General features: G+C 60.1%; 26 protein-coding genes and 1 pseudogene. 1 reads left to right on the forward strand and 26 read right to left on the reverse strand.

Features of this window, described 5'->3' with window-relative positions; all coding sequences use genetic code 11:
- Positions 1-30: 30 nt before the first annotated feature.
- The 4 genes from R2C4_RS01205 to R2C4_RS01220 all read right to left on the reverse strand — a co-directional run bounded on the left by R2C4_RS01205 (position 31) and on the right by R2C4_RS01220 (position 3405).
- Positions 31-1392, reverse strand: coding sequence for an ISNCY family transposase (locus tag R2C4_RS01205; RefSeq protein ID WP_141889232.1), 1362 nt, complete (start codon positions 1390-1392; stop codon positions 31-33).
- 149 nt (positions 1393-1541) lie between these two features.
- The gene (locus tag R2C4_RS01210; protein ID WP_141889233.1) at positions 1542-1976 is read right to left on the reverse strand and encodes a hypothetical protein; all 435 of its coding nucleotides are present in this window, start codon (positions 1974-1976) and stop codon (positions 1542-1544) included.
- A gap of 41 nt (positions 1977-2017) precedes the next feature.
- The gene (locus tag R2C4_RS01215; RefSeq protein ID WP_141889234.1) at positions 2018-2506 is read right to left on the reverse strand and encodes a hypothetical protein; all 489 of its coding nucleotides are present in this window, start codon (positions 2504-2506) and stop codon (positions 2018-2020) included.
- A 149-nt stretch (positions 2507-2655) separates the two neighbouring features.
- A complete protein-coding gene (locus tag R2C4_RS01220; protein WP_141889235.1) occupies positions 2656-3405 on the reverse strand; it encodes a DsbA family protein in 750 nt (249 codons plus the stop codon).
- Positions 3406-3498: 93 nt separating this feature from the next.
- On the opposite strand from R2C4_RS01220, the gene R2C4_RS01225 reads away from it, so the two are divergent.
- The gene (locus R2C4_RS01225) at positions 3499-3729 is read left to right on the forward strand and encodes a hypothetical protein (RefSeq protein WP_141889236.1); all 231 of its coding nucleotides are present in this window, start codon (positions 3499-3501) and stop codon (positions 3727-3729) included.
- Between the two features lie 2 nt (positions 3730-3731).
- On the opposite strand, the gene R2C4_RS01230 is transcribed toward R2C4_RS01225, so the two are convergent.
- The 22 genes and pseudogenes from R2C4_RS01230 to R2C4_RS01330 all read right to left on the reverse strand — a co-directional run bounded on the left by R2C4_RS01230 (position 3732) and on the right by R2C4_RS01330 (position 23779).
- On the reverse strand, positions 3732-6908 hold the full coding sequence (locus R2C4_RS01230) for a conjugal transfer protein TraG N-terminal domain-containing protein (RefSeq protein WP_141889237.1): 3177 nt from the start codon (positions 6906-6908) through the stop codon (positions 3732-3734).
- Positions 6909-6911: 3 nt separating this feature from the next.
- Positions 6912-8300: a conjugal transfer protein TraH gene (locus R2C4_RS01235; RefSeq protein ID WP_141889238.1), complete on the reverse strand. Its 1389-nt coding sequence runs from the start codon at positions 8298-8300 to the stop codon at positions 6912-6914.
- The gene (locus R2C4_RS01240) at positions 8297-9580 is read right to left on the reverse strand and encodes a DUF1173 family protein (RefSeq protein ID WP_141889239.1); all 1284 of its coding nucleotides are present in this window, start codon (positions 9578-9580) and stop codon (positions 8297-8299) included. The genes R2C4_RS01235 and R2C4_RS01240 overlap by 4 nt, the downstream gene beginning before the upstream one ends.
- Positions 9581-9593: 13 nt before the next feature.
- Positions 9594-10418, reverse strand: a complete 825-nt coding sequence (locus R2C4_RS01245) for a conjugal transfer protein TraF (protein ID WP_141889240.1) — start codon at positions 10416-10418, stop codon at positions 9594-9596.
- The gene (locus tag R2C4_RS01250) at positions 10418-10816 is read right to left on the reverse strand and encodes a TlpA family protein disulfide reductase (RefSeq protein ID WP_141889241.1); all 399 of its coding nucleotides are present in this window, start codon (positions 10814-10816) and stop codon (positions 10418-10420) included. The genes R2C4_RS01245 and R2C4_RS01250 overlap by 1 nt, the downstream gene beginning before the upstream one ends.
- Positions 10813-11799: a conjugal transfer protein TraN gene (gene traN, locus R2C4_RS01255; protein ID WP_244940698.1), complete on the reverse strand. Its 987-nt coding sequence runs from the start codon at positions 11797-11799 to the stop codon at positions 10813-10815. Before traN (R2C4_RS01255) ends, R2C4_RS01250 begins: the two co-directional genes overlap by 4 nt.
- A gap of 6 nt (positions 11800-11805) precedes the next feature.
- Positions 11806-12114 (reverse strand): annotated as a pseudogene (gene traN, locus R2C4_RS21505) (conjugal transfer protein TraN); the annotation flags it as partial.
- Complete coding sequence (locus tag R2C4_RS01260) at positions 12111-13571, reverse strand: hypothetical protein (RefSeq protein ID WP_141889243.1); 1461 nt, start codon at positions 13569-13571, stop codon at positions 12111-12113. The gene R2C4_RS01260 and the pseudogene traN (R2C4_RS21505), both read right to left, overlap by 4 nt.
- Positions 13561-14241 (reverse strand): type-F conjugative transfer system pilin assembly protein TrbC, encoded by a 681-nt coding sequence (gene trbC / locus R2C4_RS01265; RefSeq protein ID WP_244940699.1) that lies wholly within the window; start codon positions 14239-14241, stop codon positions 13561-13563. The genes R2C4_RS01260 and trbC overlap by 11 nt, the downstream gene beginning before the upstream one ends.
- 86 nt (positions 14242-14327) lie before the next feature.
- On the reverse strand, positions 14328-15317 hold the full coding sequence (traU, locus tag R2C4_RS01270) for a conjugal transfer pilus assembly protein TraU (protein WP_141889244.1): 990 nt from the start codon (positions 15315-15317) through the stop codon (positions 14328-14330).
- Positions 15314-15964, reverse strand: coding sequence for a type-F conjugative transfer system protein TraW (traW, locus tag R2C4_RS01275; RefSeq protein WP_141889245.1), 651 nt, complete (start codon positions 15962-15964; stop codon positions 15314-15316). The genes traU and traW overlap by 4 nt, the downstream gene beginning before the upstream one ends.
- On the reverse strand, positions 15961-16473 hold the full coding sequence (locus R2C4_RS01280; RefSeq protein WP_141889246.1) for a S26 family signal peptidase: 513 nt from the start codon (positions 16471-16473) through the stop codon (positions 15961-15963). Before R2C4_RS01280 ends, traW begins: the two co-directional genes overlap by 4 nt.
- Positions 16460-16813, reverse strand: coding sequence for a TrbI F-type domain-containing protein (locus R2C4_RS01285; RefSeq protein ID WP_141889247.1), 354 nt, complete (start codon positions 16811-16813; stop codon positions 16460-16462). The genes R2C4_RS01280 and R2C4_RS01285 overlap by 14 nt, the downstream gene beginning before the upstream one ends.
- Complete coding sequence (locus tag R2C4_RS01290; protein WP_244940700.1) at positions 16810-19224, reverse strand: TraC family protein; 2415 nt, start codon at positions 19222-19224, stop codon at positions 16810-16812. Before R2C4_RS01290 ends, R2C4_RS01285 begins: the two co-directional genes overlap by 4 nt.
- Positions 19225-19292: 68 nt before the next feature.
- Positions 19293-19517, reverse strand: coding sequence for a hypothetical protein (locus R2C4_RS01295; protein WP_096790500.1), 225 nt, complete (start codon positions 19515-19517; stop codon positions 19293-19295).
- Positions 19517-19906: a TraV family lipoprotein gene (locus tag R2C4_RS01300; RefSeq protein WP_141889249.1), complete on the reverse strand. Its 390-nt coding sequence runs from the start codon at positions 19904-19906 to the stop codon at positions 19517-19519. Before R2C4_RS01300 ends, R2C4_RS01295 begins: the two co-directional genes overlap by 1 nt.
- Positions 19903-21183 carry a TraB/TrbI/VirB10 family type IV secretion system protein gene (locus R2C4_RS01305; protein ID WP_141889250.1) on the reverse strand — a complete coding sequence of 427 codons (1281 nt, stop codon included), beginning with the start codon at positions 21181-21183 and terminating at the stop codon, positions 19903-19905. The genes R2C4_RS01300 and R2C4_RS01305 overlap by 4 nt, the downstream gene beginning before the upstream one ends.
- Positions 21183-21884: a TraK domain-containing protein gene (locus tag R2C4_RS01310; protein WP_167510220.1), complete on the reverse strand. Its 702-nt coding sequence runs from the start codon at positions 21882-21884 to the stop codon at positions 21183-21185. The genes R2C4_RS01305 and R2C4_RS01310 overlap by 1 nt, the downstream gene beginning before the upstream one ends.
- A gap of 20 nt (positions 21885-21904) precedes the next feature.
- Positions 21905-22459, reverse strand: coding sequence for a TraE/TraK family type IV conjugative transfer system protein (locus R2C4_RS01315; RefSeq protein WP_141889252.1), 555 nt, complete (start codon positions 22457-22459; stop codon positions 21905-21907).
- Positions 22459-22746, reverse strand: coding sequence for a type IV conjugative transfer system protein TraL (gene traL / locus R2C4_RS01320; RefSeq protein WP_065267734.1), 288 nt, complete (start codon positions 22744-22746; stop codon positions 22459-22461). The genes R2C4_RS01315 and traL overlap by 1 nt, the downstream gene beginning before the upstream one ends.
- Before the next feature lie 57 nt (positions 22747-22803).
- Entirely contained in the window at positions 22804-23169 is a 366-nt protein-coding gene (locus R2C4_RS01325) for a hypothetical protein (protein WP_096790495.1), read from the reverse strand.
- Positions 23170-23398: 229 nt separating this feature from the next.
- On the reverse strand, positions 23399-23779 hold the full coding sequence (locus R2C4_RS01330; RefSeq protein WP_141889253.1) for a hypothetical protein: 381 nt from the start codon (positions 23777-23779) through the stop codon (positions 23399-23401).
- Positions 23780-24149: the final 370 nt, after the last annotated feature.

Consider the following 24149-nt stretch of genomic DNA (forward strand, 5'->3'; position numbering starts at 1 on the left):
ACGGGAGCGCAGCCTGACAGGGCGCAGACCTCAAATATAGGAGCCCTGGCTGGCTGCGCGATTTGCCTTGGCCTTGCGGTCTGCCAGTGTATTCCAGCCGTCGTTGCGCCTTCCCGACGGCTGATAGCGCGTGCGCTGTTTCCCGGCGCGGCGCTTCTTCGGCGGGGCCTTATCCTGTTCGGCTTTGATGAACTCCAGCACGGCGCTGAGGCGCTTGTTCTCCGTAATGGCGGCATGGGTGACGCGCTGATCCTTGTCGAAAGCCGAGTAGGGGAGCTGGATCCCCTTCCAGCGGAACTCCAGCCGCCCGTCCGCGAATTCGAAGCTGTCAACGTATTTGCCCGGCAGCCCGCGGGTCACTTCGTTCTCTTCGAGGATGATCCGCTGCCGGTCGTAGGAGAAGGCCAGCTGACGGCTGACATAGCGCTCATCGCGGAAACAAAGGATATCCCGCAGCCGGTCCGGCTCGGCGTTCAGGGGCCGGTGCAGATTGTTCGGGCGGGCTGGCGGCTTGGCGAACTTAGCGTTGTACCGTTCCATGAAACCGGAAAGGAACGCATTGGCAGTCTCTATGTCAGTGATGCCGGCCAGCCGCAGCTCCTTCACCAGCCGATCCTGCAATGTGCGGTTGGCGCGTTCCACGCGACCCTTCGCCTGGCTTGAGTTGGCGCAGAGGATCTCGATATTCATCTCATTCAGAGCCCGGCCGAACTGGGTCATCCCATAGCCGGACTTCGCCGCCTGGTTGGGCACGCGGAACACGGTGTGCTTGTCCGAATAGAAGGCCACCGGGCGGCCGTGTTTGAGCAGATAGTGCTCCAGTGCCTCAAAGTAGCTGAACGTACTTTCAGATGTAACGAAACGAAGTTCCATCAGCGTGCTGGTCGCATCATCGATGAACACCAGCAGAGTGCAGCGCGGGCCGCGGTCTTCGAACCAGTGATGGTCCGAACCGTCGATCTGGATCAGCTCGCCAAAGCATTCCCGGCGCAGCCGCGGCTGGTGGAATGTCCGGCGCTGTTTGCGGGACAACCAGAGGCCATCTTCGGCCATCCACTTGCGCACGGTCTCGCGCGACACTTTGAATCCATGGTTCTCTGCCAGCATCTCGGATGCCAGTGTCGGCCCAAAATCCGCATAGTTCTCCCGGATCAAAGCCAGAGCAAAATCGCGCTTGGCATTATGGATGCGGTTGTTCGGAGGCTTGCCGCGCGCCTTGTGCCGGATCGCTGCGGCGCCTTCGGTCCGGTACCGCTTCAGCAGCCGGAACACTTGGCGGCGCGTCAGGCCCAGCATGTTCGCTCCATTTGCAACCGTCAGCCGGCCGTCATCGATCTGCGCCAAAACCTCCACGCGGTTCAGTTCGCGCTCGCTCATCGTTACCCATCCCATGTCTGCTCCCGCTGCCTGTTCTCATGGCAGGCGAGAGTGACATTCCTGAATTGCTAAAGGGTGACAGTTTAGCTTTGCGCGTACAGCGCTCCGCACCATAATCCTGTTTATGTTAAATAAGTCAGGCTATCTGACCTAAATTGCGCCTGCTAAGCGTGCGGCTGACTGATGCAGTATTGCCGGTACGCATCGTGCTCCACGCCTTTGACCAGCGCCGGTTCCCAGCCTATTGCAGGGTCATAGACGCGCATGGTCATCAGGGCGTTTTGCGGCGGCTCGTATGTGCCGAAACGGTTTTTGGCGGTGAACCGGGCGCAGACGAAGAAATCCTTTTCCGGGAATGGCCACAGGACGGCCGCATAGCGGACCGGTCCCACGCTCACATCCTTTGCGGTGTCGCCTTCCGGGACATTTGCAACCAGCCATTGTCGCAGGGCTGCCATGCTTTGGGCTTTGGAAGGCCCGCCAGCCGGAACAGGTTTCTCGAAGGTGATTGCGTGTTTGTCCGGTACAGAGCCGTCATTCAGGCAGCCGGAAAGCGCCGTTGCGGCAAAGATGGCGGGGATAAAGTGCTTGAGTTTCATGCTCGTGGTTTCCTCTTCTCCGGGAGACTGTTGCGCGGGCTTCAGCAGCCGTTGGCGAGTTTGACGCGCTCCAGGAGCGCGCTGCGTTCTGCGATCGCTAGCGCCGTACTGTAGGTTTGGGCGTCAGGGCCGCCGGATCCGCGCACGCCGCTGGCCGCGGTGCCGGCTACAGCGGTGGCCGTGCCCACGTTGGAAATTGACTGGGCGGATCCCGCGCTGGCGATGGCACCGGCACCGAGGACGGACAAACCCGCCTCCATGAGGCCGCCGGTCAGGTTGGCTTTGCGCTCCCGTTTCCGTTCGGCCTTGTTGATGGCCTCGCTGCGCGCGTAGAGCGTGTTCAACTCGGTCTGCACCTCATTGCAGCTCATCGCGAGATCCTGTTCCGAGGGCTGGGCCTGGGCCGCGCGCTGGACGCCTGCCATGGACTGCAGCCCCATGATATTGGCCGAGGTCTGAGAGGTGTTACCCATGCACCCGGCCAGCCCCATCAGGCCCGCAACTGCAACTGCTCGCTTGATCGTTTTCACTCGAATTTCCCTTCTCGAAATGTGCGGCCCGCCTTTACTCATGGGCCTTTTTGCGTCACCTGTTTGTCAGCGGTGGGCTTTGCTATGCCCGGCTGTGGGCCTCATCCTTTGCAGAGGTATTGCTGCCATGGCCCGCCGCGACACCATTCTCAGTTCGCAGCGGATTCACCGGTTTCCGGCGCAGTTGTGATTGCCTGAAGCCGGTCGGCCGGTGCCGCGCCGCGGATGATGCCGCCGGGACCCACAAAATACGGCGTGCCGGTCGCGCCGAGTGCAGCGGCCAGGCGCTTGGCCTTTTCCAGGTCATCTGCGCCGATGCCTTCACTCACCGCGGCGGTGATTTCTTCCGGAACATGCCCCAGCTCCGCCAGCGTGCGGATGGTGGTGGCTGCACTGGCCTTGCCCTGCACCGACATCATGGCATCGGAAAATTCGCGGTAGGCATCCACGCCCTTCAGCGCTTTCAGCGCCAGTGCCACCTTGGCGGTGAACTCAGATTCCTTGCCCAGGACTGGGGTTTCCATGATTACCAGCTGAAGGTTCGGCATGGTTTCCTTCAGCGAGGCGACAACGGGGTGCGCCCGGCGGCAGTACCCGCAGTTGTAGTCCTGAAACTCCACCAGGATCGGCTTTGCCGGATCGAACCCTTCAAACAGCTCATCGGCCACCTTGGCGATCAACTCCTGGTCTTTCACGGCTTTGGCGGCTTCTTCCTTTGCTTCAAGCAGAGCGAACACTTCCAGGATGATGTCCGGATTGCGAAGAAGTGCGGCACGCACACGCTGATCAAACTCGAAATCGGTCTGCGGCGTTTCAGCGGCAGCAGGGGCCGTGGTCATGGTGAGACCCACTGCTGCCGCCAAAACTGCCTTGCCCCATGTTGTGTTGCTCAAAATCATTGCCTGTTTCCTTTCTGTTCTTCGAATTGCTGCGGTTTCATTGCTCGATTAGGAGTGTTTTGCTATGCTTGTTCGCCCTAAAGGAGAAGTCCTATGCGACGCCTGATGACGAAATATTGGAAAGAAATCGCCTACGCCGTGGGCTTTGTTCTGCTGACCTTCAGCCCGTTCGAGGGCCTGTTCCTGGCCTATGGACTGGCAGGTACGGCTTGGTTCGTAGTCTGGCTGCTGCGGAACAGCGGCGGAACTTACGACCCCGAACCCGATTTGATCGACTCGCGGGGTCTGTATGGCGGTTACTCGGACTACAACCGTCGGCACTAGCATCATTCGCTTTCCCTCGTGAGGCCGGTAAAGATATGGCCGCCGATCTGAACATTCTGGTGCCCGCGCGCCTGTGACTCTCTGCCGAGCCAGGTGGGCACCGAATTGCTTTGTTCGCCGGCGGCCACATGTGCTTCCATGCCCTTGGGCGAATAGTAATGGGTGGCACCGCCGGTCACGTCGGGGATCTGTCCGGCGGCAACGCCATCGACAATCCGGCCGATCCGCTCGTATTCAGCGCTGCCTTCTTCGAGATTTGTGGGCAGGCTGTTTCCGCCAACCCCGTTGTTCCAGGCGGAGAATTGTTTGAGCTGCAGGCTGACCTCGGCCGGATTGTCTCCCCAGCGCTCATCCGCAACCCGGTTCATGATCACATGCGCGACTGCCGCCTGGCCTGCTTCGCCTTCCCGTCCTGCCTCTCCGGCGATGGTCCGGATCATCACGTCACGGTCATAGTTCGAAAGCTGAGGCGTGCCGGTGATGGCAGAGGAAATTTCCCCCACGGCATCCATTGCACTGTCAGCAACGTCCATGACAGTTGTTCCAACCTTGACGACAGCCCCCGGCACTACCCCAAAGTCCTGACCGTCCACCACAGCCCTTTCGTTTTCTGTGGCCTTGGAGGTTGCCTGCTCGGACAATGCTGTCCGGCGGCCTTCGATGGCACCCTGAACCTTGCCGGTGGCCTCAGTGATCCGGCCAAATTCTTTATGATGATCCATGCCGCTCGATGGCAGGCGCTGGGTGGTGATTTCCTCTTTCGGGCGAGAGAGAGTATGAGCCTCCGCCAATCCCGGGTTTGGCCGGTCCAGGCCAAGCTCCTGAAGCAACCCGGGCAAGACTTTCTCCACGGCAGCCTCCTGGGCCTTCACGCCAGCAGTGGACTTAGGGTTGAGGAAGCCGGAGATCTGGTTTTCGCTGTATCCGGCTTCGCGCCATTCGCCAATTACCGCGTCGGTCAGCTGACCATCATAGCTGATCCCATGCGAATAGAGATTGCTTTCGGCCGAGGCCAAGGTTTCGGCCTCTTCCCGAGCCTCCGCATAAGCGTTGCCCTTACGTTGCACATTGTCGATGCTCCAACGCTCGCCGCCGTCTTCGGTATTGGTCAGACTGCTGTGCTCGCTGGCCCGGATCGACTTTACCGCATCGCCGTAGTTGGCAACAGTTTCCGTCAGTCCCGAGTCCCGCGCGGCAGACGCAACACGACGATAGGAGTCACTATCAAGACCCGTCCCATTGATACTGCCTTGTGCTCCGAGGACAGTGCCGCCTGGGGTGCTTGCAGACAACGCCACCTTGTAAGCGGCATCGACGGAAATACCGTGTTCTTTGGCGAAGTTCTCCACCGCTGTATGCGCTTCGCGCGCCTCTTCCGTCCACCTATGGCTCTGTGAGGTAGAGCTGTCGCTGACCGCGCTGGTGCCGTTGGTCAGAGACCGGCCGAAGTTCGCATAATTCGCGGCGGTCTGGTTGAGCGCTGTGCTCCATTCGTCGCGCAAGGAGTTGGCGTTACGGATTGCGGATTCCTTCCGGTCAGAAACTTCTTCCCGGATGGTCTGGCCCACCCGCGCCGACATGCCGCCGGTCGATTGGGCAGTGCCGGTCGCAAAGGTCGAAGATCCATCTGCGTTCACGGTCCGCATCGCGCCATTTGCCATCCGGACGGTGGATGCCCCCGCATCCCGCACGGCGGAGGTATTCCACTTGTTGGCCGCGAAATTGTTCATGCTGGCATTGGATAGGGAGATATTGCCGGTGGCTGCTTCGCGGCCCGATTCAATTGCAGCCCCCTGCCCCACGTTCAGCATCGACGTCGCCAGGCCAGCCATGCGGCTCGCGCCGAACAGGATCACGGTGGAAACAAAGGGCACCGACATCATCAGGTAGCCGGCGACAGTGCCCACGTCCTGTTCGACCGCGCGGACGCCGAGGTAATTGGCGAAGGTCAGGGAATAGTCGAGAGCCCCTGTGCTGAAAGAGCCCATTGCTTCACGGTAGTAACCGGAGCTGGCTTTCATGACGATGGAATGCAGGATGGCGGAAAGCGGATCCCACGCAGCCAGCCAGAGGAAGCCGCCGAAATAGCCTTTCATGACGTTCCACACCAAGGGCGTCATCATCATGACCATCGCCAGCGGGAAGGCTGCATAATAGAGCGATTCAAAGACTATCTTCAGGAGCGGCACCCATTTCAGGGCCGAAATCCCCACGGCGCTGTAGCTGGCCGTGGTCTGGGCTTCTGTCCGTGCGGCCTGATAGGCGGTCATGGCCGCGTTGTTTCCCGAGGAAGCAATCAGCCGCTGCACCGCGCCGTCCAGCGAATTGACCAGCATGGTTTGCCGGATAGTTGCCTGAGCGCCGGCCGAGGTCATGCCGATGAAGTTCTGAAACTGATTGAGCGTCCTCCGCATATCGGCCGCCGACAACGCGGGATCTGCCGCAAAGTGGCTTTGGTCCATCGCTGCGGCCTTCTGGTAAAGGACGTTCTGCACTTCATTGTTGAGGCGGTTACTGATCTGCGGCCAGCCGTCCGCACAGGTCGTGGTTTCTTCAAGAACCGGATCATAGTAGGCCAGCGATTGCGGGACATTGGCGCCGATGTAGTTGACCAGGTTGCCTGCCTGCCCCAGCTCGCCCACATCGACAATGCCGATGTTTGAGCCATCGACCATGCAATTTTCCATGAAGTTCACGAGGGTTTCCTGAACAACCGGCGTAACCGAGCGCCAGCGGGCGGCCTGGCTCAGAATGGTGGAGCCAAAGAGCATTCCGGATTTCTGGTAGGTCAAGTTATCCGGCGCAGCGAGCAGCGTTTCCATCACATCGGTAAGCGAGGCGCTGGCCCTCGATGTCAGCGACCCGACCCAGGCCACGGACCACGGCACATTGTCCACGGTTCCGTAGATGCCAAGAGGCACAGTGGAATCCATGATGATCACCCGAGCCCTGGGGCCGAGGCCGACGGTGACCACCAGCAGGACGCCGATAAAATAGGTCACCGCCTGCCGCGCAGCGCCGAAGATCGCAAGATGGAGGCTTGCAGCCAGCACGCCCATGACGATCCCGCCATAGATCAGCGCCTCAAAGTTCCCGGAGCCGGTGAATGCTGCGAGGTAGTTGAAGACGTCATAGAGATAGTAGCCGCCGCCAACCGTGTGGATTTCGAGTTCGGGCATAGATCACTGCCCCCCGGTCTGATTGATGATGTTGCCGAAAATCGCGTTGGACGATGCAGCCAGTTCACCCCTGGCAAGGCTCAGACGCTCCAGGTTGCGCAGAGCTTCAGCGTATTTCCGCTGTGCAGACGCCCGCAGGTCCTGCAGCACGCCTTTGGTCTGGCGTACCGTGTCCTGAAACTCCCGGTTGATGTCACCGGCAATATCGACGTTGGCGGCCGAGTTCAGGATCTCGTTCATGCCCTCGTCAATGTAGGCAATTGCCAGATCGACCGCGACCAGCTCCGCCATCGAGTTGATGTCGTCCTGGACAAACTCGTATTTGTAGCTCTTGGCCGTAACCAGGTGCTTGTAGACCGGAATGGTGGTCAGGTTGATGAGCGCAATGGCCTCGTCCGGTGGGGCGGTATCGTTGCTGATAGCATCCGAAAGTCCCTGGATCGCTTCAGCCGTAACAGAAAACAGTGCATTGCGGGCAGCGATAGTCCTGTTTCTGAAAACCGGGTGCAGGCAGTCATTTGTTTCATCGCACTGAAGGCTTTTGTAGGCGCCGCCCTCAACCAGGGATTTGGCAGCATCCGGCGATAGGGCACGCGGCGGAATGGTGCGGTGCGTCGGGCTTTCGTCATCATCTTCAGGCGACACGGTGATGATCGTGCCCGTGAGGGTCATGAAGAATTCTGCGATGCGCGGATTGGAAGCAAGGAAGTTGTTTTTCTTCACCGCACGCCACGCATAGTTCACATCAGTTGGCACTTGCTCAGCTAAGGCCCCGCTTGCGCGCCCCAGCGTCGAGTTATGCTGGCCGCCAGTGCCGCAGCCGTGGCGGGAGGCAACGCGGTCTGCAAACCGGCCGGTATAACCGCCAATAGTCTGGCAGACGTGCTGGGATGCCCCGTCCATTTTAGGCCAGAGCGAGGCAGTGAGCAGTTGCCCTGCTTCGCAGGAATTGATGTTTCCCGCGTTCACCTGCTGGATCAAATCCCGCAGTTTGGCGACGATTTCCTGCACCGCAGGCGACAGGCTTTCCAGTGCCAGCTCGAATGCAAAACCGGCGGCGTTCTGCATAATCGCTTCCATGAGCGCGATAAGCTCCTCCTCGGTGATGAAGGAGAAGGCGCCGCCGAAGATGTCGATGCCGCCGCACCCCGCGCGAACGGAGGGCAGTTGAATGGCTGCAAGCTGGCTGTTGCGCGGCCGGGTGCGCAGATAGAGGGAGCCAAGCGTGGCATAGCCCGCCTGCTGGCCTTTATAGGCCGTCGGTTTTGTGACGTTCACACCGCCGCCAGTGCGCTCCCAGAAGTTCTTGAGATCGTTTCCGATGTCTGCACTGACGGGTCCTGCAGCAAGGAGCGCGGCCGCGGTCAAAAGGTTCAGAAGTTTGCGTTTCATTGGCCTGCCTCTTCCTGCTGATGGCTGTTGTCTGCCTCTTGTATTTTGGCTCCTGCGGAGGCGGCGGCTTGCTTGTCCGGCCCAAGGCAACCTTGCTGCGGGAGATCCGGCATCGCGTCCTCGTCAAGCCAGAGCCAAGCAGGATAGGTGCCTTCTGCAGCCACTTCGCGCAGGGCCGCGACTGCATTGGTGTCAGCGGCGGGATCAGCAACGAACAGCGATACCGGACTTTCCAGATCAGTCAGCACCGCGCAGGCAATCGGGGTTTCATGGTCGAGGGTGAACCGCTGGGATTTGAGGAAAGCGCGCCTGCTCTCTGTCAGAGCCTGGATCAGCTGATAGTCCCGGATGGTTTCAAACGGGATCCAGCTGGCAGTAACCAGCATCATGCCGATTTCCCGCAGAACGGGGTATCCGGCTTTGGCAACGCTGAAGGTGGCGATTACCATCACATGCACGTCACCCAGGGCATCCGCGAGCATGAGCTGATCGGCAAACACCTTCTCAAACTTCCGCACCAGGTCCTCTTCCGCGAAAAAGGCGCAATCCGGCGCGTGTTTGAACAGGAAGCGCGCACCCATGCCGGTGGCTTCATGGCTTTTGTATTCGGCCACCACGAGGCCAAGCGGTGCCGTGCCGCGCGCAGGCGGCTGAAGGCCGCGCAGAAGCTGAGCCCGGCGCGCCGCGTTCTCTTCTTTCCGCTCCGCCTTCCAGTAGTCCGGAACATAGAGGATATCCCGCAAGTCTCTGGACTTGGCGGATTTCCCGGCCGCCGCGTTCAAAAGCGCACGCTGTACCGGCCCCCACCAGCGTTTTCCCTGCATCGCCGGGGTCCATTTCACTAGGTCGGCCTCATGCCACAGGTATTGCAGCAGGCTCGACAGGCCGAGCTTGCGCGGGCTGGCCTTGGCCTCTGTCGGTTTTTTCCCTGAAGGCGCGGGCGGTGCCGGACGCTTGCTGCCCATGGTCAAAGGGAAATCGACCTTCAGCGTCGTGGTTCCGCTGTCCAGATCTTCCTTGATCGCGCTGCCCTGCACCTGTCCAAGGCCCGAGAGATCTTCAGGCGGCAAGAAAGACTCGCAGCGGGGCGCGTGTTCCGCGCCGGTGCCCGGCATCCGCTTCAGGAGGAACCGACCATTCACGCAGGCCACGTACATTTGCGGAGCCGGTTTCCGGCAGCCGCAGGTAATGCGGCTGTGTTCCTGATGCGCCCGGCCAAGGAGGTTCTGGCCGTCGTCAGTTGCCGGATCCACTGGGATATTGCTGATGAAATACGCCATTCTGCCTGCTCCTTCACTGATACCGTTCGCCCATGGGCACTTCCCGGACCACGTAGACGCGCTCCAGGATTTGATCTTCTGTCAGCAGTCCGCCTCCGATCAGCTGGGTTTCCCCGCTGGCGGCATCGACAATGGCTATGAAGGGGCGCGGCTTGTCCGCGAGCTGAAGGGCCTCAAGCTGGCCCGCGTCCTGAACCGCGTCTGGGAAAAATTCGATGGGGCTGCCATCGGTGGACACCGCCAGAATTTCCACGCCGTAGGCATTGCGGATGCCGTCGAGGATCTGCGCCTGCGCGAGGCACAAGCGGCAGTCCGCGGGGTTGTCATAGACAAAGATCAGACCGGCCTCTTGAGCCGCCCGGCGCAGCGCTGCCTGCTCCGCTGCATTGCGCTGGTCCTGATAGATGTTGGTTCCCATCTGGGTCAGCGGGCGGCGCGTGTTGGCATCGAGGTGGGGCGATCCGAACAGCACGCGCTGCCAGACGGCTGCGAAACGCGCCGCCTGCTGCGCCATCTGCTTGTTGACCTCCATATACGCCTGCACGTTTTCCGGCGTCGGATCGAGAATGGCGCGGTGCTTCAGCTCGTCGGCATATTCCCGGAACGCCTCGATCTCCTCAGTGGCCGTCAGCTCTTTCGGTTCTTCCGGCTCCTGTGGTTCTTCCCTGGCTTCCTGTTCCGGCTCCGGTGCGGGTTCCGGCTTGACCGGTTCCGGCTCAGGTTCAGGATCGCAATAGAAGTGCCAACCGTCCACCTCTTCACCATTGCAAATGAGGCCCGCGCTGGCGGGATAGGCTGCAGAGGCAAGAAGTGCGGCAAGGGTCAGTGGTTTCAGCATCAGCCTGTCCTCCCGGCTGCGGCGAGAACTGCGGCCCGCACGGACTGCGCGTAGTGGCGCGCATTGCGGTAACCGGTAATCTGGCCTGTGATTTCCCCGGCAGCCTGCGAGTAGATCAAAGTGGTGGGGAACTCGGAAATCTGCGCGGCAACCGGGTGCGTTCTGGCATCGGTCACTTCTGCAAACGGCGGGATCGGCCGCGCATCGTGCGAGGCAACGAGGACCGGGATGCCGGCGGGCTGGGTCATGGCCGCCAGCACCGGCGCTGCGGATTTGCAGAAAGAGCACCAGGACGCCCCGATGAAGATCACACCGACGCCGGGGTTTTCCTGGGCACCGGCAAATGCCGGTGCCGCCGCTGCGGTGAGGCTGGACAGAAGGAAGCTGCGCCGGTTCATTTGCCCAGCTCCTCGAATGCGTCCTGCGCCTGGCTGTCGGCCGACGGGAACCGGTCTTCATAGAAGTCCTGCAGGTCTTCGGAGACGGGAACCTGAATATCGCTCATGATGTCACCGAAGACCGGCGACAGATCCATTTCCTCGATGTCCACATTCCCAAAATCTTCGATGGTGACATAGCCGCAGTTCGCTGTGCCCGGCGTGCCCCACCCCTGATCAACCTGCTTCTTGAACTCCTCGATGAAGACCCGGCCGAATTTCGAATTGTAGGTGCAGTAGTGGTAGCGCTTCTTGACGCAGGCCCCCAAAACCTTCTGCTGGCAGGTGACGCCGACAAAATGGGTCGCGCCTGCTTCCCGCTTGTCCCGCAGGATCGCAGCAGACTCCGGGCAGGTGCCGCCAAAGAGACCCCCGGTCCCGCAGCAATTACGTCCCGGCGCCTTGCTGCAGGTCATTGTGGTGCCCTGGAAGAACCGCACATCGTTCGGATCGGTGGCAGCCTGTTCCCGGTATTCTTCCTGCATTTGCGCCAGCACGTTCAGCCAGGCGGCAGATCTGCCGAAATCATCCGAGGTTTCCTGCTCGACCCCGATGCAGTTGTCACCGACACAGACGTTGATCGGCTCGCAGCTGGTTTCCAGATCCCCGGAAGAGACACCGCAGCGGTAGTGATACTCCCGGTTCGTGCAGACACCATTACGCCTGGCAAGACAGGTGTTGCCCTGCAGGATGCAGGTCGGATCGCTTTCCAGCGGCCCGCAAGTGGTGTCGCCTTCGCCAACGGACAGGCAGCTGTAGACGCGCTTCCGTTTCCACCAGCTCCGGGAAAAGCTCTTGCGGTTGATGTCGCGGACCTCCGCCCCCTCCTCGGTGATGGTCTCAACCAGCTCGCATTCCTCGTTGCCTTCAAACCTGCCGCAGCGGTTGATGATTTCCTCCTGCGTCGGCCCGAACTCGGTTTTCACAAGCCGCGCGGGGCTCATATCGTCGTCTTCATTCAGGCAGGAGTACGTAAGCCGCCACTGACGGCATTCCCCGTTGCGGTAATCGACGCAGCGGCGGTTGGTCCTGGTGCAATTAACACTGGCGCGCGTGGCGGTGCATTCATCCAGCGGAGCGCTGTCACGGCAGGAGCGAGTTCCTGCCTCGCGCGAACAGTAGCTGGTGAGGCGTATGCCACCTGTGGACGCCGTGTCTGTTTCCACACAGCTGTATTCGGTATCTCCGCAAGTAATTTCGGCCGAGGCGGGGGCAGCCCAGAACAGGAGGGCAAAGAGAAGAAGGAGAAGACGGTTCATTCGCAGACCTCCTCTCCGACGTTTCTGAAGCTGTCACAGCAAGCGCCATCAAACTTGATGGTGATCTTGGCTCTACCGCCATTGGATGTCCCTCCGGCGTAGACTACGCGGGCTGTGAAGTCGGTCTTGCGGAACCGCTGACCTTTGTCAGGGCGGGACCGGGGATAAGTATTCAGGTTGATGAACCGAAGCACATCTTTGGAGACGGTTTCACTCCGGGAAAGAACCTGCATCTGATGGCAGAGTTCATGCTCCAGCGGTTGGCATTCGAACCACTGCAGAATTTTATCGTTGCCATGCTCGATGAGCCTGTAGACTTTTGCCCGCCAGTTAGTAGGGCCTTCAGGCATATCCCAGCCGCTTGAGAAAACGCCGGGACCGGATGACGGCGGCTGCAGTGCGCCGCTATCTGTCAGAGGTTTCTTGATAATCGCCGCCAGAGGCTGCACGCCCATGCCACCGAAGGGCGGTCCCCAGAAGCACCTGTAGTGCTGATTTTGATTGAAGCTGGGAGGTCCCAATTTCACCATAGGGACAAGCAAGCCGTCTGTGTCATTGGCCGGGCACGCATTGCCACGGCCATTCAGGAAATGGCCGGTACGGGTGCGGGAGAACGTGCCAACAACTGTGTTCCCGGCCAAAACCTGCAGAACGCCCCGGGCCTCAACGTGCTCCATGATGACTTCATCCGGGGCAAACCGGTCTGAGACCTCTATGGAAAATCTATGCTTTTTCAGATGGCTGCTGCCATCGTTCGAGGTTGGCGAGGCGGCCGGGAAGCTGATTGTTGCGGTTTTTCCGCTCCAGGTTACATCACCGCCGGTAATCCGGATTTTTCTGCGAATGCAGGCAGCCCGGTTCGAGTTGACCTTGCACTCATATTCATTGGTCTTTTCGCAGACCTGCACGAAATTCGAGGCCCGCCTGTCGCAGCGGTAGGTGTCGGTGCGGTCCACCCAGATTTTCCGGATCAGGCGGCAGGTCTTTTCTTCCCGCGCAGGCAAGCTCTCGCAGAACTCATCGCGCACGTCTGAAACCGGAACTTCCGGCGTGGTGCAGCTGCCGGTTTCGCTGCTGAAATACCGCCCGGCAATGTCCTCTGCATTCTCATGTGCCCAATTGGCGTCATCGAACAGTTCCCCCTGCCCGTCGATGTCGATGTCCGGACGGATGAGCGCGCTGTCTTCTGTCGCGCGCAGAACCCGGCCCTGGTTATTGTCCGCATCGCGGGTTTCCAGAATGCGGTCCTCGAACGTGGTGTGCCTCATGCCCGCCTCTGGCGGCCGGGAGGTTTCAAAGGGCGTCACCACCTCGTTGATCGTTTCATCCCGGAAGGTGCTGCCCGTATTGACAGACCCATCGGCTGCAGCCGCCGCGCGATCCATGAAGGATTGCGCAAAGGCGCCGCTGCCAAGCAGGACGGCCATCAGGGCAAGGGAAAGAGATCTATTCAGCATCTGCGGCCTCCTGCTGGGAGAGCAGCCGCTGGGCTTCAGAAGCGCCGGCCTCCCCCTGTTCCGCGATCAGGCGCAGGGCAAATTCGACCGGAACATTGCCGCCCACTCGGTCATGCAGCGGCACAGGGTCCGCTTCGCAACCAGATGTTTCGCAGACATCGACCGCTTCACTCATGGCAATGACCTGCGGCACCGACGTGACCCGGAACCGGGTGAACACTGTAGGGTCGATGGAAAAGCCCACGGCATCATCCAGAGAGCCAAACGTCTCCTCCAAGGCTGCTTGAGTTTCATAGACCGAGTTGTTCACGAACCCGCGGAACACGATGGGCAGACCGAATTTCCGGGCTTCAGCCATCATTTGCCGCAATGACTCCTTGGGCATCGAGAAAGAGGCCAGCAAGAAGATGGTGGCACCGTCGTACCGCACTTCTTCCGCGTCACTGGCAGCTCCCCCGGTGGCATCGGCACCAAGCAAGGCCCTGACACGGGGATCCGACAGTGCGCGGGTGCGCAGCCCGTCGAAATCGACGTCAGAAAAGGCCCCTTCCGCCTCATCAAGCGGCCGCAGGGTCTGCCGCAGCACCTCGCCCTGCTGTTTGGCGGTGTCAACGATGGTCGCCAGCGGCGCGGTGATCCGCCCGGTGCTGCCCGGTGCGTATTCGGTCACACCTTCCCCAGCCTCCTGGGCGCCAAGGGGCAGGGACGTGACAGCCAATGCGGATCCAGCCGCCAGTCCAACCGACAGTGCAAAAGTCAGAGTGCGCAGCAATTTCTCTTCCTCCAGAACAGCCAGCCGAAGGATTCCCCTTTGAAGGGGAACTCTCTCAGCCGATCCACGTATTGAGCTGAAAAGCCGATGGGGCCGCAGGCGTACCGGCCCGAGGTTTTGGGGCGCGGGCGCGTGACCTGCATCCGGTACTGGCTTTTCTTGATCACCGGCTGCGATTGGGTCTGGCAAAGCGGTCTTTCCGACGCGGTTTTCCGTGCGATCAGCAGCCGGTGCATCCGGGCTACCATCTTGGTTGCAACCACCTGGCTTGCCATCACCCCGCCAACATGAGCCGCGACATCGCCCTGGATAGGGTAGATCGAACCGCCGCAGCCGGTGCACCAGAACAGCGCATCCATCGGCAAGTTGCCGGACGACGCCTTTGTGCAATCCGCAGCGCAGGCCGCCTGGGCAATCGGATTGGCAAACAGGATTGCCTCCGGATTGATCAGGTTGTTCAGTTCCGCGTCCTGCCAGAGCGGGTCAATTTCCGAGATATAGGCAACATCGAACTGCGCGCTTTGCTGGCAGAGGCCATCGACCACCACACCAAGCCAGGAAATCAGCGGATAGAAGTAATAATGTGCCTGCCAGCGCGACCCGGTGCTGCCGCCGCTTTGCTGGGTAGCAGAGGATTTACCGAGTGACAGCAGCCCGAAATCCATGTCAAAGCCCATGTTCACAAAGCAACCGGGTTCATTTGCTACATCGACCAGCCGGGCCGGTTCCCAAAGACCGATGGACAGGCCAAGCCGGGGCGGCACACCCGGACAGACGCAGAGCGGGAAGGTCTGGTTTCTCGTGTCCGGGCGGCTGGCGCCGAAGCTCAGGCTCAGGCCGCCGATTGAGATAGGAAAGATGCAGTCCCAGCAAACTTCCGTGATGGGGTTCAGAAACCGCTTGTTGCAGATTGCTGCCGCTTGGGTTGCGGCGAGGCCGAAGGCAAAGGCCAGGATCAGAGCGCGCAGGTTCATTGCAGCACCTCCCCGCCCTTGCCGAGCGCGATTTCTTCCACCTGCATGACGGGATCCGCGCGCTGCACCACGGCAGGCACATTGCGGATACCGAAGCGCTTCACCAGCACAGCATCCTGGTCGAAGTAGAACCGGCGGCCATGCTCGCGCATCAGACCCAGCGGATCACCGTTCACCAGCACCAGAAGCGTGTCCAACTCGCCGCCATCCGCCAGCGCAAAGGCCACCTGGTCGGGATCGTCGCCGTCAAGCAGGACGATGCGCTTTTCAAAGCGGGAATAGGCCAACGGGTTCACAACCGTGCCAGCGCGGGCGAAGACCCGGCCCTGATGGTCCGCCAGATCCTCTTTCAGGGTGATCGACATATCGACCTCCCAAACCGCATATTCCTCTGCCTTCCCGAGCCCCTGAACCGGACGCGGCCGGTTCACATAGGCCCGTGTGGTGTCCTGCATTTCCTGCCGCATCTGATCCAGCTCGCCAGCCGCTTCCATTTCCAGGAGCCGGGTCTTGATCGTGTCCAGCAGAGAGGGTTCAGCCACCTCGAACAAAGGGCCGTGGGTGCCGAGATCCTTGGCCGCCCCCTGCCCTGCAGCAGCAGCGAGAACCAGAACAGCAGCTTGAAGACAGCGGCGGTGATGTTTCATTTCCAGCGCTCCGCAAGGTCAGTCCAATGGGGGAAAGGGATTTCAAATCCTGCGGCGACGACTTCCGCCACCGGCCGCGGGCCGATCACTGAATACCGGCTGTCCAGGCTGTCTGGGCTGTCTCCGAACACGGCAATCATGCCGTCCGGCACCACATCGCCCTGCCAGAGCGGTGCAACAAGCGCGCCGTTCTTCAGCTGCCCCTCGACACAGGTGCCATTGATGCAGAGGCTATTGCCCGAGCGGCGGACCGGATCGCCGGCAACCCCGGCAATCCGCTTGGTCAGATAAAGCTCATGCCCGCCGAACTTTCCCTCCAGAACCTCCGGCATTTCAACCGCGACGATGGCACCCGGCCGCAAGATCAGCGGCCAGGTCACCATTGCGTAGGCATTGCCTTTCAGGCTGCTGGTTGAATTTACAACCAGACGCCCGCAGGCAAGCCCGTAGTAACCGGCAGCCGCCACAGCCAAGGCAGGCAGGATTAAAACCAGCTTAGAACGCCGCATCACTCAGCACCTTTTCCATGATGATGCCGGTGATGTCAGCGGCCTGAAGGCCCGCAGCCGACAGCACCGCGCCCTTACGGACGACAACCTGACCGGTCTGACTGGAAAGCCGGTCAATCTCCAACTGAACGGCCTGCTGGAATGCTGGCAGGGTGTCCCCGAATTGCTCGTCCGGCACCCGGCCATTCGACCAGACCACGAACATGGTCAGGCTTCTTTCCGGATCGAAAACCGCAACCGCAGGAGGCTCATCATCCGGCAACAGCAGGAACACAAACACAGCGGCCTGGGCCAGAGCCACAATACCAAGCGCAATGAGGGTCTTCTTCTGCCAGCTCATGCCACTTCCCCCCGCTCAACAAGGGTTTTGATGGCTTCCACTGTGCTCATGCCCTGGGCTTTGTAGTGGTTCACCCGTTCGACCGTGGAGCCTTTGGAAGAGAACACCGCCAGCGAAAACGGATCGAGCAGCAGACGCCCGTAGGCAAAACCCTCAGGCATCTGGATCGCGAGTTCGGAAAACCGGCCCGGAACCGATGTCAGCGACTTCAGGAGCATTTTCACCGGCGGGTCGATGCTCTGCAGCGCGTCGATGCTCTCCGGTTTCTGGGCCATGAAGATCCGGAAGTCAGAGTTTTCCAGGCAGACGCTGGCGGCCGGGTTGGCCTTATAGTCCTGCATCGACTGCGTGCCGGTGATCAGCGCCCCGGTGTATTTCCGCGCCCGGCGCACGACACCCTCGATAAAGGCCGCTGTGCCGGTTCCTTTCAGCAGATCCCAAGCTTCATCAATCACGATGGCTGTAGGCGTGGAACGGGAAGTTTTGAACATCAGTTCGGTGCCAAGGAACATGACGATCTGCAAGATGGTCGCCTCAAGACCGGCCTGCCCCTTGATGTCACTCAGCTCCACCACGGTGAACGGGGAATCCAGTGTGATATTGGCCTCACCTTCAAAGTAGTGGCCGTAGGCACCGCCGCGTGAATACCGGTTGAGTTTGCGCACCACATCAGGCAGCCGCGGTTCACCATTCGCGGCATCCTGCAGCCGGTCGCGCACATCGGAGATTTCACCGTCCCGGCCTTTTTCATCCCAGACCTGGGCAATGGCCGCGCGGATATAGTCCTCTTCTACCCCTTCAACCCGTCCGCCGGTATGGCCGCCGAGGTCAGCCATCGAGGCAACAACGCGGGTGACCAGCTCGATGGCATCGGTTTTGTATTCGTCCTGCCCCATGGCACCCGCATCGAGCAGGGAAAACGGATTGAGGCGGTTGCGGGTCTGGCCGTCAAAAGCAATGTGCTTGCCGCCCAGGATTTCCGCCGTGGTTTTGAACGAATAGCCGTCGTCAATCACCAGGACGTTGCCGCCGGAAGTGTAGATCCCCACCGCCAGTTCTTGCATCAGCACTGATTTACCGGCTCCGGACTTGCCTACCACAGCGGTGTTGTAGTTGCCCGACGAACGGAAATTGTCCCACTGGAACACCTGCCCCTGACGTCCGGCCAGCAACATTCCGGCTCCGCGGGCATTGCCCATCCACTCCCCGTGTACCGGCAGGAAGGCCATCGCGGCGGCCGACTTCATCAGTCGCATACGCATCTGCCGCCCGAAGTCGGACATCATTTTGCCCGAGCATCCAAACGGAAGGCTGGCAAGGAACAAGGGCAACTGCAGGAAAGTATCCTTGGAGAGCTTGATCCGCTGGCGCCGGTAGATAGATTCCACCTCGCCTGCCGCCATCTGTGCTTCTGTTGCACCGCCCCTGGCATAGGCGACGATGGTATAGAGGGTTTCAAAGAGGCGTTCGCCCGCCTGGATTTCTGCTGCCAGCGCGTCCAGCTCTGCCTTTTTCTCCCCAAAGTTCGGGACGAACTTTCCAAACGAGCTGTTGGCGGCGTGTTCCGCCATGCCACGTTTCTTCAGGATGAACGCCCCGGCCTTCTGGCCTGGCATCGCCTTCAGCGTGAACGATGTCAGAACCGGACCAAGCGGGCGGTCCATCAGCCGGGCGGGATCGCCGTTGAGTGCCATACCAAGACCAAAGACCCATTCCGGCGGATAGGCATTCACCGAAGAGACAGTAGCCGCCAGCTCAGGTGTTCCGGAGAATTGAAGCGCTTGGCTGCCAACACGCAGGGACGCGCCGGGCAGCTGATAGTTGAGCGGCATGTTGTCGTCATAGGCTTCCTGGTCCCAGTCCTCGCCGCTGCCTTCCGGGCGAGCCGCGTGGAACAGCTCGCGCAGGAGAGCGAGGAACCGCGGCGGTTCCACATCCATCGACCAGCTGGCTGTGCTGAACACATTCCTGAGGGCCGAGCGCATGGACTTGAGGCGCTTTTCGTCCTCGATGGCCAACTCTTCCGATTCCAACCAGACGGCGACAAAGATGTGCCTGTCGAAGGGGATTGCACGGGCACCGTCTTCTTCAATGCCGAACCGCATATTCTGAAGGTGAGACACCCTCTGATTGACCATTTCGTCAATCAGAGCCGACCGGCCAAGACGCGCCGATTTCCAGCGCCCGGCAACCGGTTCAATGGCGGGGGAGGTCCAGTTCAGCACCTGAAATGTGGCACTGGACGGTAGGTTTGCGGCAATGACACCGCCGATATTCTCCGCCAGATCGTTTTGACCGATCGACGCCCCCACTTCCATCAGGAAGCCGCTGCCATGGGTAAAATGATAGAGTTTGTGCTCCGGGTCATAGGCCCGCCACGGCAGAATGTCAGAGAGCACATCGCCCTCCATCAGATCCGGCTCGTCCTCTGTCCAAGGAACGTCACCGAACAGCCCAGCCATCACATCACGAAAGAATGTCATTTCCTGCCCCTCTGACGGCGTTTTTGGCCCAATAGGCTGTTGCGTGGGAAAGTGCGGCCGACGGCTTCAACTGCTTGCCAAGCCTTGTCACGGAAGTGGCGAACTTGCTCTACAGGGAGCCACACCGTCACTTCGACAAAACCAGCTTTGCGCCGCTCTTGCCTGATCGAAACCATGCGGGCTGCTTTGTCGCTCAGGACTCTTGTGTTGGCTTTGCTCATCACTGGCGCCACTGCCCTTCCTGGATCACGAAATGCACAAAGCGCGCTTCATGCATGATCCCGCCTTCATCAAGGATCGGCGCAATCCAGAGCGTTCCGACGACTTCCGGAGAGCGGTAGGCCGCGGCGTTGTACGGAAAACCGCCGTCCGGCAGGCCGGTGAAAGCCCCTTTGCTGGAGAACAGCGGGTTCTGCGCGAGGCTCTTCACAGCAGTGTCTTCCGGGCGCTCTTGAACAGAGGTCACGGCGGCTGCTCCAGTGCCATCCACAGCACCGATAGTGGTACAGGGAGACCCTTGCTGTGCTTCACACAGAAAGTCTTTTTCCGTGTTCGGATTGGCGCAGCCAGCGGCCAGCGCAATAAGCAAAAGGCTTGCGATTTTCTTCATTGACCCAGCTCCACCCCTTCGAGAAACACGAGCTCGACCTTGGTTCCGCCATAGAGGGAGACCACCGGCTGATACTGTTCGGCCCGTTTGATGTAATAATCAGCCAGAGTGCTGGCGGCTTCTTCAGCTCCGCCTGCCAGCGTGCCTGCGCCTGCGCTCTGCAGGATCTGACTGACCGAAGCGTTTTCCTGGCTGAGAGAAGCGGTAGCTCCGGCGCTTAGCCCCTTGCCTAGGCCACCCAAAGCACCTGCGATGGCGGCATTCCGGACGTTGGCGCCTTCACGGCTCACGACGTGCCCGCGCACGCCTTCCTTGCCGGACCCGGCCATGTAGCCCGCGACTTTGGTTTCCAGAACTTCGCCCTGCCGGTTTACGCAGGTCATGGAAATCAGGCGCACCTTGACCCGTTCCGAGGACAGATCACCGGTAGCGGAGCCCTGCACCGTGCACCCCTTCAGGTTCACCCGCGCGGGCTGACGGTTTCCAAGTGCTGCGGTCACCGCGGAGCCGGTAATCCGGAACAGAACCGGAATCGGATTGTCCCGGTTGGAAACATTCGTGGACGCATCTGCACCCGAGAGGACAACTGCTGGCGCGTAGCTGCCTGCCGGGAGATAGCTTCCCAGGCGGCGGATCTCGCGTTCTTCTGTTTCCGGCTGCTCGATAGTGGCGAGGGTGAAACTCTGCCCGAAGTTGCTGCGCACCGAGACCCCTTCCCCATCACCGGCTGTTTGCCCCGTCCGGCGAGGTGTGGTGCGCGTAGGGGTGCGGCGCTCAATGAAGTCACTTCCCGGCCCGATTTCAGCAGGGTCCCGGGTCAACTGCTCTTTGCCAGGAATTTGGGCCGCGGCATTGAATGATTGCTCCGGCCCGCTTGAGGCCGGGCGGTTTTTGGCTTCAGCCAGTTGGGTTTCCAGCGTCGAAATCTTTTCGATCAGCTGCAAGATAGGCTCATCATATTCCTGCCGGATTGCCTCAGCCTGTTGTACGGCTTCGCGGCGGGACTGCTCGACCAGCTTGCGCTGCTCTTGCAGCTCCTTCTGAAGACGCTCCATTTGGAGCCGCCCGGAGGTGATCCAGGACATTTCCGGTGAGGCCGCAGCCGTGCGGTCCGAAATTATCGTTTCGTCAACCGTAGGGTTGGAGCGGTTCGGGAGACCCGCGCCCCCTGCCCCACGGTTCATCATTGCGCCAAGAACAACGAAGCCCCCAACCACGACGACGCCAACAATGCCAATCGCAATGATCTGGTTCTTTTTGCGGTCTTTCTGAGCCATCACTTCGCCCTCACAACAACAACCCAGGACCGTTCACCGGCGGCGAGGCTTTTTTTCTGAACCCAGACTGACAGCACGCCAGCCCGGTAAAACTCTTGCTCCCGAACCTGACGGGCGGACTTGCCGGCCGCTGCCACGCGGACCTCGCCCACCAGCTCACCGGTGCGGTGCGAGGTAATCAGCGCGCCGTGCCGAGCGCTGCCCGGGCGCGGACTGCGGATCTTAGACCTGATGGTGTCGCGGGTTGCGGCCGTCAGCTGTGCAGCTAGGCCGTCGCCGCCGCCAAATGACGTTTCCGCAAAGCTACCGCTGCCCGCAGCCGCCTCCGGTTCCGGGTTCTTGCTTCTGACGGTGATCAGAGCGGTTTGCGTGCTGGCCCGGATCGGCAGGATTTCATAGGCGACTGTCAGGCCCTTTTCCGTGACAAGATACCCGCCTTCCTTTTCCGGCATTCCTTCCGGGCCTGCGTATTTGAGGAACAGATCCCCGGTCTTTTCATCGTTGCGGACCTGATAGACCGATGCCTCATTGTCGTTAACAATCGAAGTGATCCGGTCGCCCACGACACTGACTCGGGTAATGCCGGTGACAGATGCCTTGAAGCGGACAAGGCCATCTTCTGAGACGGTAAAACGCTGATCTGCCGCATTCACCGGGCAAGCCACCGCCAGCCCGGCTGCGAAGACCGCAGCCAGTTTCATAGACTTCAACATGTTCAGCTTCACTCCTCCGCTGAGATTTTCCCGATAGCGGCGAGCCGGACTGAACCGGCCTGCGGCTTGAACCGGATCAAAATCCGGCGGTCTTCGCGGGTGACTTGAGTTGTTTCCAGGTAGGTAGCGAGGTCGCCTTCAACCACCACTTCATAGCTGGCAAAATTGTGCTCGATCTTTCGGGGAAAGAAGACGGTCGAGATCTTGCGTTCGGTGATGTCCTTGGAGATCCGGTCGTAGGTATCCAGGATGCTGGCCCGTTCAGCCGGGCCGCTCAGCCGTTCCAAGGTGCTGCGCCCGTAATGAAGGGTCCGCGGCGAGCTGTTGTACATCGCGTAGACAGCATCCAGCGCCAGTGCCTCAACATAGCCTTTGTCCACCGAGCCGCGCGCCACCATCCCGTCACTGACCGTAGTAGGCACAAGAACGACCTGATTGGACTGAGACCAAAGTTTGGCCGACAGCATCAGATTGGCAGCAACCAGCGCAACAGTGAGGCCGCCCAGTGCAAACACGGCGCGCCGCGACCGGCTCAAGGCTCTGCCCATGTTTTGAAAGTTCATCACGCCCTCCAGGCGCTGACAGCGCTATCAGGGAAAGAACGGTAAAGGGTGACCTCTTTCGGAGTGATCCAATAGAGAAGCGCCAGCAAGCCCTGCAGTCCGCGTTCGCCTTTCACACGTTTCCAGATGAAATAAAAAGCAAGACCGGCGGCAAATCCTAGAAACGCCTGACGGCCCAAGAGGCCCATGACTACTGGAAACAGCCCGGCCACCGCCTCATCGGCGGGCAGAAAAAAGAACTGCGGCGGGTCTTGCAGCCTCTGTTCCACTTTGACGACGTTGCTCATGCCTCTTCCTTTCAGGGATTGCTTCCCGCACCCGAAGGCGCGGGAAGCAGGTCCAGATCACTGAGTGACGGTTTCCGAAACGGGGGCCTCAACGGCCGACAGTTCCAGAAGGTCGGTGCTTGCCGTCACACCGCCGAGGCTGGTCAGGGTCTGGATGCCGTAGCCCAGGAAGATTGCCACACCCACGGCGATAGCGACCTGGCCCCAGCGGCCGGTCACGGCCAGGGTCACGCCGCCGATGATCACAGACAGGATCATGATGACGTAACCACCGGCCCCAGCCAGGATGGTGTTCAGGTCCTGACCGAGCGCATAGAAACCGGCTTCAACGCCGGTATCCGAACCGGCTGCCATAGCCCCGGTGCCCGCCACAGCTACTGCCGCAGCCAGTGCGCCAGTCTTCAGGTTCTTCGAAAAGTGCATATCCCTCGTTCCTTTCGTAGTTTCAGATGCACAGAAATAACCCGCGGGTCCGACACCGCGGGATCTCGCCCATTGCAGGCGAAATTCAGAATGCTCGTGGAAAATTTTGGCGCATGTCTGGGCCACAAACATGCGCCGCGCAAACTTTGCCGACGGGGAGGTAACGGCACCCAGCTCGCGCTTGTTCTTAAAGTCTATTTGGGAAGACTGCGTTTCAGCAGTACAGTGATCAGCTTTCTGAACGCGTACAATCTTTCCCGACTGTACCGACTTCAGCTGTCCCATCAGCTCCGACCACCCAAGTCGTGATGGTTTGATCCTGTGGATTGAAAACCAGCATCGAACCGTCGCCGAATTCGAGGTGATGCTTTTTGAGAATACCCGGCCAAAGGTTGATCTGGCGTTTCTCGATGAAGCCGCTCGGTCCAGGATTTGTTGGGACCAAAACATGTTCCTGGCCGTCAACAATATATGTGCAGTTGTAGGCCGGCGCACCGCTTTTCACCCCTAGTTTTACTAGGTCGTACCGAACTTGAAAGACCTTCCCCGCCTTCTTCCAGCTAATAACGCCAGCGATCGTGACCAAGGATTGATATCTCTCTATCGGCATGTGTCGTCCCCTGTTGGCGACGACTTCCTAGCAAGATGATTGTTTAACGAGAAGCCGTGGCATCCCGTAATCGGTGTTTGCCACGAATATTAAATTCGTGTCAACATCAGCTTTCAGCGCGCAGTTGTTTTTTGATCCAAAAAGCGCCCGCGTTGATTGCTTGCAGACAGAACTGCCATCGGAACTTGCAGCCAGGCAAAGTTTCTGGCCGAAGGATCCCGTGCTCATAGATATTGATGTCTTCTCTCCTTGGCCTTCCCGGAGTCTCAAGATCTTCGGATAGGCATCGCGCCTGGGGGTGCAGGAGGCGCTAGCTGAGAAGCGAAGGGCGTTACTGTGAAACGCTCGGCACTGAGAGCAAGGCAATATG

The sequence above is a fragment of the Leisingera aquaemixtae genome (genome assembly GCF_006740765.1).
GTDB classification, from domain to species: Bacteria; Pseudomonadota; Alphaproteobacteria; order Rhodobacterales; family Rhodobacteraceae; genus Leisingera; species Leisingera aquaemixtae.